Origin of the sequence: Xenorhabdus cabanillasii (assembly GCF_003386665.1) — a bacterium.
Taxonomy (GTDB): domain Bacteria; phylum Pseudomonadota; class Gammaproteobacteria; order Enterobacterales; family Enterobacteriaceae; genus Xenorhabdus; species Xenorhabdus cabanillasii.
In genome coordinates, this window is sequence record NZ_QTUB01000001.1 from 3008108 (window position 1) to 3020194 (window position 12087).

Consider the following 12087-nt stretch of genomic DNA (forward strand, 5'->3'; position numbering starts at 1 on the left):
TTGAGTTTATAGGGAGTTATCAAAATATTAGCTGAATCGTTTTTATTACAAATTACAGCTATCGATAACGTTCCAGATTATACGTGTAAAAAAATAATATTGTTGGGTTGATCGATTCACCTTTCCATATGCAGCAAGACATTGTGCTAGGCTATTTCTTGCTGTAAAAATAGTTTTAATTTTCCGAGTTGTACCTCCGAATATAAAAAGGATAGTTTCAATGTCCAATAATGGCCTTACCCCATGTAATGTGCTTTGGTATAACCAATTAGGCATGGATGATGTTAGTCGGGTCGGTGGTAAAAACGCCTCTCTTGGCGAAATGATCACTAATCTGGCTGACCTTGGTGTATCTGTCCCCAATGGTTTCGCTACGACTGCACAAGCATTTAATGATTTTCTGGAACAAAGCGGTGTTAACCAGCGTATTTATCAATTACTGGATGAAGTTAATGTTGATGATGTTAATCAATTAGCTAAGGCTGGCGTACAGATCCGCCAGTGGGTGATTGATACACCATTTACGGCGCAACTGGAGAAAGATATCCGCGATGCTTATTTGCAATTGTCTGAAGGTGAGCCGGATGCTTCTTTCGCTGTCCGCTCCTCTGCGACTGCTGAAGATATGCCGGATGCTTCTTTTGCCGGGCAGCAAGAGACTTTTTTAAATGTGCAGGGCATTGATGCCGTGATGATTGCCATTAAACATGTTTTTGCATCTCTCTTCAACGATCGGGCCATCTCCTACCGTGTCCATCAGGGCTATGACCACCGTGGTGTTGCATTATCAGCCGGGGTACAGCGTATGGTGCGTTCTGATCTGGCATCATCGGGTGTGATGTTTACGATTGATACTGAGTCTGGTTTTGATCAAGTCGTGTTTATTACATCTGCCTATGGTTTGGGTGAAATGGTTGTGCAGGGAGCTGTGAACCCTGATGAGTTTTATGTCCATAAACCTACATTAAAAAATAACCGCCCTGCGATCGTCCGTCGTAATTTGGGCTCTAAAAAAATACGTATGGTCTATGCAGACAACAAAGAGCATGGTCAGCAGGTACGTACAGAAGATGTCTCTGAGGAGTTACGCAATCGTTTCTCTCTTACTGACAGTGAAGTTGAAACACTGGCAGGGCAAGCATTACTGATTGAAAAACATTATGGTCGTCCGATGGATATTGAGTGGGTGAAAGACGGGCACAATGGCAAGCTGTATATTGTACAGGCACGTCCTGAGACAGTCCGCTCAAATCAGCAGGTGATGGAACGTTATCAACTGAATGAACAGAGCCGTGTGCTGGTGGAAGGTCGTGCGATTGGGCACAAAATCGGTGTCGGTATGGTTAAAGTTATCCACAATCTCAGCGAAATGGATCGTATCCAGGTAGGGGATGTGTTGGTAACAGATATGACCGATCCAGATTGGGAACCAATCATGAAAAAAGCGGCAGCGATTGTTACCAATCGTGGAGGCCGTACTTGTCATGCTGCTATTATTGCTCGTGAATTGGGTATTCCTGCGGTAGTGGGTTGTGGTGACGCGACAGAACGCTTAAAAGAAGGTGAGCAGGTGACTGTTTCTTGCTCTGAAGGGGATACCGGTTTCGTTTATCAGAATAAACTGGATTTCAGCATTCAAAGTTCTCAGGTTGATGAGCTGCCAAAGTTGGATGTTAAGATCATGATGAATGTGGGCAATCCGGATCGGGCGTTTGACTTTGCCTGCCTGCCGAATGAAGGTGTAGGTCTGGCACGTTTGGAATTCATTATAAACCGTATGATTGGTGTGCATCCCCGTGCCCTGATTGAGTTTTCTGAACAATCCCCTGAACTACAGGAACAGATTAAATCATTAATGGCAGGCTATGATGATCCTGTTGAGTTTTATGTCGGACGTCTGACGGAAGGTATTGCGACGTTGGCGGCGGCATTTTGGCCTAAGCGTGTTATTGTACGTTTATCTGACTTCAAATCTAATGAGTATGCGAATTTAGTTGGCGGTGATTTATACGAACCACACGAAGAAAACCCGATGCTTGGTTTCCGTGGTGCTGGTCGCTATGTTTCTGACAATTTCCGTCAATGTTTTGCTCTGGAATGTGAAGCGGTCAAACGGGTGCGTAATGTTATGGGGTTAACTAACGTCGAAGTGATGATCCCATTTGTACGTACAGTAGCACAGGCCGAAGCTGTAATTTCAGAATTGGCATTACAGGGTTTGAAACGTGGTGAGGATGGGTTGAAAGTCATTATGATGTGTGAAATTCCATCAAATGCATTATTAGCAGAACAATTCCTTGAGTATTTTGATGGTTTTTCTATCGGTTCAAATGATATGACTCAATTAGCATTAGGACTAGATCGTGATTCGGGTGTCGTATCTGAATTATTTGATGAACGTAATGATGCAGTGAAACAATTACTTTCTATGGCAATTCAGGCAGCTAAGCGACAAGGAAAATATGTCGGTATTTGTGGTCAGGGGCCTTCTGATCATGAAGATTTCGCTGAGTGGCTAATGAAAGAAGGGATTGACAGTTTATCATTGAATCCTGATACCGTTGTAAAAACCTGGCTTTCTTTAGCAAGAAATAGTTAATTACAGCTTATCCAGGCATGAATTAAAAAGCCTGTTAAAAGTATTCTCAGGCTTTTTATTCTTTATAACATGATCTTTTTTAATATGGGCGATATATTATATAGAATAAATGGAATTTTTCCAAAAAAAAAGCCTATCATGGGCTGACAGGCAAAGACTACACACAGCAATATATATTACTTCACTTATCCCAGTTTGTGGCGTTTACAAACTAAGACAGCAATTCACGGGAAACATTGTTTCGATGAAAAGAATACTAATTTAATAAGTGAGTTTATTCATTAAGAATTCTCTTAATAAATCAGAATTAAGAAAACAAAATTAAAAAATAACTTTTTTGTAACAAGTTCTTGAAGAATTTATTTACTGGCGGGATGAATTTCTATTTTTTATAGAAACGAGATTATCTATTTACTTTAATGATAGTTGCGCGGAAAAATCATATTCCGCGCTATCATTTATTATTGTAGAGGGTCTTTTTTGAAATATTGTTCTATATGTTCTATTTTATTTTCGGGTTTAGGAACTTCATCCATCCAGGCCAGCAGCAAGCTATAAGAGACAGCTAATACCACCGGGCCGATAAATAATCCAATCACACCCAGTGAAAGTATACCTCCGATAACACCGGTGAGAATTAAAACCATAGGTAAATCGGCACCAAGACGAATAAGGAAAGGACGAAGAACACCATCCATTGTGACCAGAATTAAACTCCAGACAACTAAAATAGTTCCCCAGGTCGTTTCTCCTGTCCAATAAAGCCAAACAATGGATGGGATAAGGACGAGTAAAGGGCCTAATTGAGCAACACAGAGTACAAACATTATGACTGTTAGGATCATTGCATAAGGAATACCTGCGATTGCTAACCCAATTCCACCAGCGATAGCCTGTACGAGTGCTGTAACAACCACACCTAAAGCAACAGCACGAATGGAACGAGCAGCCAGTAGTACAACTGCATCACCACGTTTACCCGCCAGTCGGATAGCGAAATGGCGAATGCCTAGCATAACGTGTTCACCTTTCCAATAAAGCAGGACACTGAACAGTACCATGAGTGCCAGGTGGAACAGAAAACGGCCTGCATTGGCGGCCTGAGCAAAAAACCATGTTGCTGCTTTACCAATATAAGGCGGAATTTTGGCCAGAAGCATGTTACTGCCTTCAGCAATGGTGTCTTGCCATTTAATATATAAGTCATTGCCAATGATCGGGATTTTATTGAGCCATTCCAATTGAGGCAGGTGTATATTGGATGGAGATTTTGCCCATGAAATTAGTGGAGTGCTGTTTTCCAGCAGGCTGCTAACCAGTAAGGCAATAGGAATAACAAATAATAAAATCAATATTAGTGTCATGATGGAAACCGCGATCCAGCGTTTTCCCCATAAATGTTGTTGTATTTTTTCCATTAGCGGCCAAGTTGCGATAACCACCATTCCTGACCAGATGAACCCTAAAATAAATGGACTCAAAACCCAAAAGCTGGTCGTAATGAGTAGTAAAATGAAGAACAGTACAAATAGCAGTTTGGGTAAATCGTGGCGTGGTTGCGATTTTTCCATGAAATGATTTCTCTCGGCAATTAAAAATATTGTTAGAATCAACAATGGTAAATAAATATAACGTTATTTCACAGATTGCTCAAAATTGTTAAATATTGTGATATTGTTGAAAAACCGTCTGTTCAGATCCCTGTCTGAATTGACTATTAAGGTAGTATATAAATAAAGCAATGTGGACACTTATTAGAAAAAGGGGCAATGAGCCAATGATCCCACGTATACCACAAGCCCCCCAAGTCAGTGAACTGGTAAAGGAATATTTGACTGTATTGAAGGAAACTGGTTTTACAGGTGATACTGCCAGCAATTACGCAGACAGACTGACTATGGCGACAGATAATAGTATTTATCAGTTGTTACCACAAGCGGTTATCTTTCCGCGTTCCAGTGCCGATGTTGCATTGTTGGCGAGGATTGCAGGAGAAGAACGCTTCCATTCTCTGACATTCACACCCAGAGGTGGGGGAACTGGTACGAATGGCCAGGCCCTCAACGAGGGTATTGTTGTAGATATGTCCCGGTATATGAAAAGGATTCTGGAAATTAATCCAGAACAAGGGTGGGTTAAAGTTGAAGCCGGTGTTATTAAGGATCAACTCAACCAATATCTAAAACCTTTCGGTTATTTTTTCTCTCCTGAACTATCAACCAGTAATCGCGCCACATTAGGCGGTATGATCAATACTGATGCATCCGGTCAAGGATCGTTGGTGTATGGTAAAACGTCGGATCACGTACTTGGTGTCCGTGCTGTTTTACTGGGGGGAGAAATGCTTGATACCCGCCCTATGAGTACAACACTGGCAGAATCGATTGCAGAAGAGAAATCTGTTATCGGCCATGTCTATAAAACGGTACTTGAGCGTTGTCGTGAACAACGGGAATTAATTGTTGAGAAGTTCCCGAAACTCAATCGATTTCTGACAGGTTATGATTTGCGTCATGTTTATAGTGATGATATGCAAACATTTGACCTGACGCGCATATTAACGGGATCTGAAGGCACTCTGGCTTTTATTACCGAAGCAACATTAGATATTACACCATTACCGAAAGCCAGACGGCTCGTGAATGTAAAATATGATTCTTTCGATTCAGCCCTGCGTAATGCTCCGTTTATGGTTGAAGCCAAAGCGCTTTCTGTTGAAACGGTAGACTCAAAAGTTCTTAACCTCGCACGTGAAGATATTATTTGGCATTCAGTAAAAGAATTGATTGCTGATGTTCCGGACAGGGATATGCAAGGCTTGAATATCGTTGAATTCAGCGGAGACAATGAGCAGCAAATTGATCAACAGGTTAACGCTCTCTGCTTGCGCCTTGATGAATTGATGGCAAACAATCAGGCAGGTGTTATCGGTTACCAGACTTGCCACCATTTGGATGATATTGAACGCATTTATGCCATGCGGAAAAAATCTGTCGGATTGTTGGGTAACAGTAAAGGTGCAGCTAAACCTATCCCGTTTGTTGAAGACACTTGTGTACCTCCTGAACATCTTGCTGATTATATTGTCGAATTTCGCCAGCTTCTTGATAGCCATCAACTTGATTATGGTATGTTTGGTCATGTGGATGCTGGAGTTTTGCATGTCCGGCCTGCATTGGATATGTGTGATCCTCAGCAGGAAATTCTTATGAAGCAGATTTCCGATGATATAGTCCGCTTGACAGCTAAATATGGCGGGTTGTTATGGGGAGAGCATGGCAAAGGTTTTCGGGCAGAGTACAGTCCGGCTTTTTTTGGCGAAATCCTGTACGATGAATTACGTCAGGTAAAAGCGGCATTTGATCCACTCAACAGGTTGAATCCGGGAAAAATTTGTCCGCCAATGGGAATTGACGCCCCGATGATGCAGGTCGATGCCGCTAAGCGTGGCACTTATGACAGAATTATTCCTGTTAATGTCCGAAACATATTCCGTGGGGCAATGGAATGTAATGGTAATGGTTTGTGTTTCAACTTTGATGTAAAAAGCCCGATGTGCCCTTCAATGAAAATCAGCCAGCATCGCATTCATTCGCCTAAAGGTAGAGCAACCCTTGTCAGGGAGTGGTTGCGGCTTCTAACGGAGCAAGGCGTTGAACCTAAGTTATTAGAACAAGGATTTGATCAGGCCCGATCCGGTTTACATGGAGTAAGTTTGCGTGGATTGATTGAAAAAACGCGTTATAGCTGGAAAGCATGGCGGGGAGAGTATGATTTTTCCCATGAAGTAAAAGAGGCGATGTCGGGTTGTCTGGCATGTAAAGCTTGTTCAACACAATGCCCGATTAAGATTGATGTACCATCATTTCGTTCCCGGTTTTTGGCTCTGTACCACAGCCGTTATTTACGTCCGTTGCGTGATCATATTGTTGCCAATGTAGAAAGCAGTACCCCGTTAATGGCAAAGGCTCCCCGGATATTTAACTTCTTCTTGCGGCAGCCATGGCTGCAAAAACTCAGTCAACATACTATTGGTATGGTTGATTTGCCACAGCTTTCCTATCCGACATTACAGCAGCAACTCGCAAGTCATTATGCAGCCCGGACGACATTAGAACAGCTCGAAATGTTATCTACAATCCAACGTAAGCAGCATGTACTTATCGTCCAGGATCCTTTCACCAGTTATCACGATGCAAAAGTTGTCACTGATTTTGTGCGGCTGATCGAGAAGCTAGGATATCAGCCAGTATTGTTACCATTTTCTCCGAATGGAAAAGCACAACACGTTAAAGGATTTTTAAATAAATTTGCCAGAACTGCCGGGAAAACGGCTGATTTCCTGAAACGGGTAGCACAACTGGATATTCCTATGGTGGGTGTTGATCCTGCTTTGGTTCTGTGTTATCGCGATGAATACAAAGATATTCTGGGTGAACGGCGGGGGAATTTTAACGTTCAACTGGTTCATGAATGGCTGGTGAACGTGTTGCCGGAAATTGCCTCAAAAGGAAAACGTGACGAGGTAACATCTGGTCATGATTGGTATTTATTGGGGCATTGTACAGAAGTGACAGCGTTACCTAATAGCGGTAAACAATGGATTGATATTTTTCACCATTTTGGCTGTAAGTTAAACAACATCAATGTGGGATGTTGTGGTATGGCAGGCACATATGGTCATGAGAAAAAGAACCTTGATAATTCTATTGGCATTTACAGACTTTCGTGGGCGCCTGTACTGAATAATCTGGCTTTGGAACATTGCCTCAGTACTGGATATTCATGCCGTAGTCAGGTGAAGCGCATAGAAGGAAAAGTACTTAAACACCCATTACAAGCTTTATTGGAGATAATGCAGTGATTTGGAAACGTCATCCAGATGTAAACATGTTAAATCAATTGGGTATTGATTGTATTTTGAATCATATGGGAATAGAAATCACTCAACTTGGAGATGATTTCATTGAGGGAACAATGCCTGTTGACCAACGAACTAAACAGCCATTTGGTATCTTGCATGGTGGAGCATCGGTGGTATTAGCTGAGACTCTGGGCTCCTTTGCCGGTTATCTCTGTTCTGAAGGAGAACAGAAAGTTGTGGGGGTTGAAATTAATGCCAATCATATTAAAGCTGTGCGCGGGGGAATAGTTAAAGGGATCTGCAAACCAATCCATCTTGGGCGTACTCATCAGGTCTGGCAAATTGATATCTATAATGGACAACAGCAATTATGTTGTACATCCCGCCTGACTACAGCTATTTTATCTTAATATTCAATATATTATAACGTAAGTTGATTAGTTTAAGTTCCTGCTGATATTTGTTGGCAGGAACTTTTGGGGTTTATCTGATTATTTGGTTGATTTCAGCCAATTCATTCTGAATATGGCTGAAAATAACACATAGCCTGTTTTACGCCAGGTTTTGACTATTGATATGTTAGTCTGGTGTAATTACGTTGCCATCAGTTGTAAGATGCGTTGTAGTCTGAATACTGTTCAAATTTAGCTTTGATTGTGGCAAAGGGAATAGAATAGTCTCCCAGAATAGGCTATTAATTAACCACCGGCATTCAAATAACATTGAGGAAGTGTGTATGAAGCGATTTTTGACTTTTATCAGTACTTTCTTGATCGGCATGTTGTCGTTCTGTGGGGCAGTTAATCTAGCTTATGGAGTGGAATATCCATTGCCACCAGCTAACAGCCGCCTGATTGGTGAGAACTCCATCTATGTCGTACCTGATGATGGTCTCCCGTTAGAAGCCATTGCCGCCAAATACCAAATAGGTTTGCTGGCTATGTTGGAAGCCAATCCTGGTGTTGATCCTTATCTACCCAAACCCGGTACAAAACTCATTATTCCGTCACAGATGTTACTTCCCAATGCCCCTCGTCAGGGGATTGTTATTAACCTGGCTGAACTGAGACTCTATTATTATCCAAAAGAGAAGGATCATGTCATTGTTTACCCAATTGGAATTGGGCAGCTTGGGCGCAATACACCAACAATGACGACATCGGTTAGCCAATTAATCAAACATCCGACATGGACACCTACTGCTAATATCCGCAAAGATTATGCAAGTCGCGGTATTATCTTGCCAGCGGTAATACCCGCAGGCCCGGATAATCCGATGGGTGATTTTGCTCTGCGTTTGGCAGCAGGGCGTGGAGAATATCTGATACATGGTACTAATGCGAATTTTGGTATTGGTATGCGGGTCAGTTCGGGTTGTATCCGCTTGCGTCCTGATGATATTGAGGCACTATTTTACAACGTTCCGAAGGGAACCCGTGTGCAGATTATTAATGAACCAATCAAATATGCGGTAGAACCAAATGGCAAACGCTATGTTGAGGTTCATCAACCACTTTCAAAGACAGATGCTGATGATCCTCAAACAATACCAATTAAGCGTACAGAAGGGCTATTAAAATTTATTGAGAATAATAATACGAATGCTGTCTTGGTGGATCAGGAGATAATTCGTCGTTCTGGCATGCCTGTGGTAGTCAATAAGGGAACTATTTTGTCCGGTGAGAAGGGAAGAGAGCTCCGAAGGTTGACGGAAGAACGTGAAGAAGTTACTCTCAATATTCAGCCCATTAAATTACCACCGTTGAGCCAGCCTGCTCCAATTTATCAGACTAAATCCTGACCGAAACAGTGAATTGAGAATATAAAGAATGGCGTACTTACCAAAGTACGCCATTCTTGGATATGCTACAAATTTATTTTTTGTAGGAACGAACTTGGTTGTCAAGACGTTGATTTGCACGAGCGGCTTCGTCTCTAGCTGTTTGTACATCAGAACGCACTGAACTAACCTCATTGCTCAGTTGGTCAACTTTTGAACCCAGAGTTTGAATCTGAGAGGAAAGCTGGTCAACTTTAGTCGTGCTTGTACAACCCGCTAACATAGTAGAAGCAAGAATTACTGCGCCAAGTACAACTTTAGTACGATTCATCACAATACCCTCTAGATTAAGTTAATCCCCAAGTAGCTATCTAATTATTACACAAACTTTTTTGGAAAGAGAATAAATTTTTGTCTGGATAAACAAATTCTACTGTTTTTTATTCTAAAATAAGTTAATAATTTTTAGATAATCGCAATAAAACGGTAATATGATGAGTAATTAAATCAGAAAAATCTCAAACATTACGTGATGTATCTTCCAGTTTTCACCACTTGAATGAAATAAACCAGAACTATCTATTTTCCCTTCTGTGTCAAATTATTAGCTACCAGTATCTGAAAATTAAGCAAATTAGACGCTATTATGATCTGTATTAGTATAAATGATTTTAAAATAAACGGAGGTTTTTTATACTCAGTGTTTTGGATTATTTCAATGTGAACGTTTGTTTATTATTGAGGTGTAGCTAAAAGGCAGGCATTATTTTTGCCTGACAAGCTGCTCATTAATTGGGCAGCTTGTCTTGTGTTCAAAAATAATTACAGTACATGAACAGAAGAAGTATTTGTTGTACCGCTTGGTACTAATGCACCGGATACCATCACAACTATATCTCCTTTGCTTGCCATACCGCTGGCTAATGCAGCTTCTTTACCAATACGGTAGAAATCATCAGTAGAAGCAATTTCTTTGACAACTTGCGTAGAGACACCTTTAACCAGCAATAACTGACGAGCAGTAATTTCATTGGTAGTCAGTGCAAGGATAGTAGCATTAGGGAAGTATTTACGGATAGATCTTGCAGACTTACCACCATAAGTCGCCACAACAATCAGAGGTGATTCCAATTTTTCGGCAATTTCTACCGCTCCACGGCAAACCGCTTCGGTAACTCGCAACTTCTGAGTTTTAGTATTTTCGATTCGGCTACCCATGACACGATCTGTACGTTCACAGATGGTTGCCATAATGGAAACGGCTTCAACAGGGTATTTCCCTTTAGCACTTTCGCCGGAAAGCATCACTGCGTCAGTACCATCCAAGATTGCATTGGCAACGTCGCCTGCTTCAGCACGAGTAGGACGTGGATTTTTGATCATGGAATCCAGCATTTGAGTTGCAGTGATGACAATTTTGCGTGCAGAATTACATTTTTCTATCATCATTTTTTGCGCAAAAATCACTTCTTCTACGGGGATCTCAACACCCAAATCACCACGGGCAACCATGATGCCGTCTGAAGCTTCCAGAATTTCATCAAAATTATTCAGGCCTTCCTGATTTTCAATTTTGGAAATAATTTGAATGTGCTCGCCACCGTGGGCTTTTAAGTGTTCGCGGATTTCCAGAACATCAGAACGCTTACGAATGAAAGACGCTGCAATAAAATCGACACCTTGCTCACAACCAAAGATAAGGTCTTGCTTGTCTTTTCCTGCCAGTGCAGGCAGGTTGATAGAAACATTTGGCAGATTGACGCCTTTGTTTTCACCTAAGTCACCGTTATTTAACACCTCACAAATGACTTCTGTTTCGGTGATACCTTTTACTGTCATGGCAATCAGGCCATCGTCAACCAATACTGTATTACCCACAGATAAATCCGCTGGTAAACCTGAATAGGTTACGGCAACACATTCTTTATTACCGATGACGGATTGATCTGTTGTGAAGGTGAAAGTCTGACCAGATGTTAGAGAAACATCATTACCACCTTCCAGTTTCATGGTTCGGATTTCAGGGCCTTTGGTATCCAGTAAGATAGCTGCCTTTTTACCGGTTTTTGCAGTAACTGCACGAAGATTTTTAATGCGTTGACCATGTTCTTCGTAGTCGCCGTGAGAAAAATTCAGGCGCATAACATTCATGCCTGAGTTAAGCAGTTCGGTTAGTTTTTCCTCGGATTCAGTTTTTGGTCCGATAGTACAAACAATTTTGGTTTTTTTCATGACAATCTATCTACTGGTTTTTATGAATTAAAAAGAGTGAATCACCAACCATTGACATTATAAGCCAGTATCATTTGGCATTGTTAGTTGCGCAACATAATGGAAAACGGGTGGCAGAAAATGTCAAATGGTTGTTTTTCATGAAGCCAGGCATGTATGGACATGTGGACTTGGAACGATTAATCATTTGTAACTTTTTCTGAGTTCGGTAAATCAATTGGCTGAAACCATTCAACTTATGACAATGCGTATTATAGAGACTAATTTCTGTGAAATGAATTAAAAAAAATAGTTCTCGAAAAGATTTATGTAAAAGAACAAAAAATACTCACGTGCAAGTTAGGAAAATCAGCAAGTTGTTGCGCAATAGTATCGAATCGGATAGTTGTTATTTCGGTTAGGCGTGAGAATAAGTATGGGACATACCAGTACCAAATTGTGACAATTAATAAACGGGATAACCAGATTAGAAATGAAGAGAGTTAAAAGTAAAAAATAAGAGAAAACCATAAAGATATGGTGCGTCCGAGTGGACTCGAACCACCGACCCCCACCATGTCAAGGTGGTGCTCTAACCAACTGAGCTACGGACGCACATAAACTGAATTTTTT

The 12087-nt window shown here is 41.2% G+C and carries 7 protein-coding genes and 1 tRNA gene; 4 read left to right on the top strand and 4 right to left on the bottom strand.

Annotated elements, in window-relative coordinates:
• Positions 1 to 220 precede the first annotated feature (220 nt).
• Positions 221 to 2599, top strand: a complete 2379-nt coding sequence (gene ppsA / locus BDD26_RS14095) for a phosphoenolpyruvate synthase (protein WP_115826877.1) — start codon at positions 221 to 223, stop codon at positions 2597 to 2599.
• A gap of 461 nt (positions 2600 to 3060) precedes the next feature.
• On the opposite strand, the gene ydiK is transcribed toward ppsA, so the two are convergent.
• A complete protein-coding gene (gene ydiK, locus BDD26_RS14100; protein ID WP_038259515.1) occupies positions 3061 to 4170 on the bottom strand; it encodes an AI-2E family transporter YdiK in 1110 nt (369 codons plus the stop codon).
• Between the two features lie 206 nt (positions 4171 to 4376).
• On the opposite strand from ydiK, the gene ydiJ reads away from it, so the two are divergent.
• The 3 genes from ydiJ to BDD26_RS14115 all read left to right on the top strand — a co-directional run bounded on the left by ydiJ (position 4377) and on the right by BDD26_RS14115 (position 9264).
• A complete protein-coding gene (gene ydiJ, locus BDD26_RS14105) occupies positions 4377 to 7463 on the top strand; it encodes a D-2-hydroxyglutarate dehydrogenase YdiJ (protein WP_115826878.1) in 3087 nt (1028 codons plus the stop codon).
• Positions 7460 to 7873: a hotdog fold thioesterase gene (locus tag BDD26_RS14110; protein ID WP_038259517.1), complete on the top strand. Its 414-nt coding sequence runs from the start codon at positions 7460 to 7462 to the stop codon at positions 7871 to 7873. The genes ydiJ and BDD26_RS14110 overlap by 4 nt, the downstream gene beginning before the upstream one ends.
• A 326-nt stretch (positions 7874 to 8199) precedes the next feature.
• On the top strand, positions 8200 to 9264 hold the full coding sequence (locus tag BDD26_RS14115) for a L,D-transpeptidase family protein (RefSeq protein ID WP_115826879.1): 1065 nt from the start codon (positions 8200 to 8202) through the stop codon (positions 9262 to 9264).
• Positions 9265 to 9337: 73 nt separating this feature from the next.
• Here BDD26_RS14115 and BDD26_RS14120 read toward each other — a convergent pair whose 3' ends face one another.
• From BDD26_RS14120 to BDD26_RS14130, 3 genes are all read right to left on the bottom strand, one after another.
• On the bottom strand, positions 9338 to 9574 hold the full coding sequence (locus BDD26_RS14120) for a major outer membrane lipoprotein (protein ID WP_115826880.1): 237 nt from the start codon (positions 9572 to 9574) through the stop codon (positions 9338 to 9340).
• 491 nt (positions 9575 to 10065) lie between these two features.
• Positions 10066 to 11475, bottom strand: coding sequence for a pyruvate kinase PykF (gene pykF / locus BDD26_RS14125; RefSeq protein ID WP_038259520.1), 1410 nt, complete (start codon positions 11473 to 11475; stop codon positions 10066 to 10068).
• A 517-nt stretch (positions 11476 to 11992) separates the two neighbouring features.
• Positions 11993 to 12069 (bottom strand) — tRNA-Val (locus tag BDD26_RS14130).
• Between the last annotated feature and the right edge of the window lie 18 nt (positions 12070 to 12087).

Bases quoted from the DNA above. Each gene is read 5' to 3' on its own strand.
- ppsA (WP_115826877.1), top strand. From the start codon at position 221: ATGTCCAATAATGGCCTTACCCCATGTAATGTGCTTTGGTATAACCAA.
- ydiK (WP_038259515.1), bottom strand. From the start codon at position 4,170: ATGGAAAAATCGCAACCACGCCACGATTTACCCAAACTGCTATTTGTA.
- ydiJ (WP_115826878.1), top strand. From the start codon at position 4,377: ATGATCCCACGTATACCACAAGCCCCCCAAGTCAGTGAACTGGTAAAG.
- BDD26_RS14115 (WP_115826879.1), top strand. From the start codon at position 8,200: ATGAAGCGATTTTTGACTTTTATCAGTACTTTCTTGATCGGCATGTTG.
- BDD26_RS14120 (WP_115826880.1), bottom strand. From the start codon at position 9,574: ATGAATCGTACTAAAGTTGTACTTGGCGCAGTAATTCTTGCTTCTACT.
- pykF (WP_038259520.1), bottom strand. From the start codon at position 11,475: ATGAAAAAAACCAAAATTGTTTGTACTATCGGACCAAAAACTGAATCC.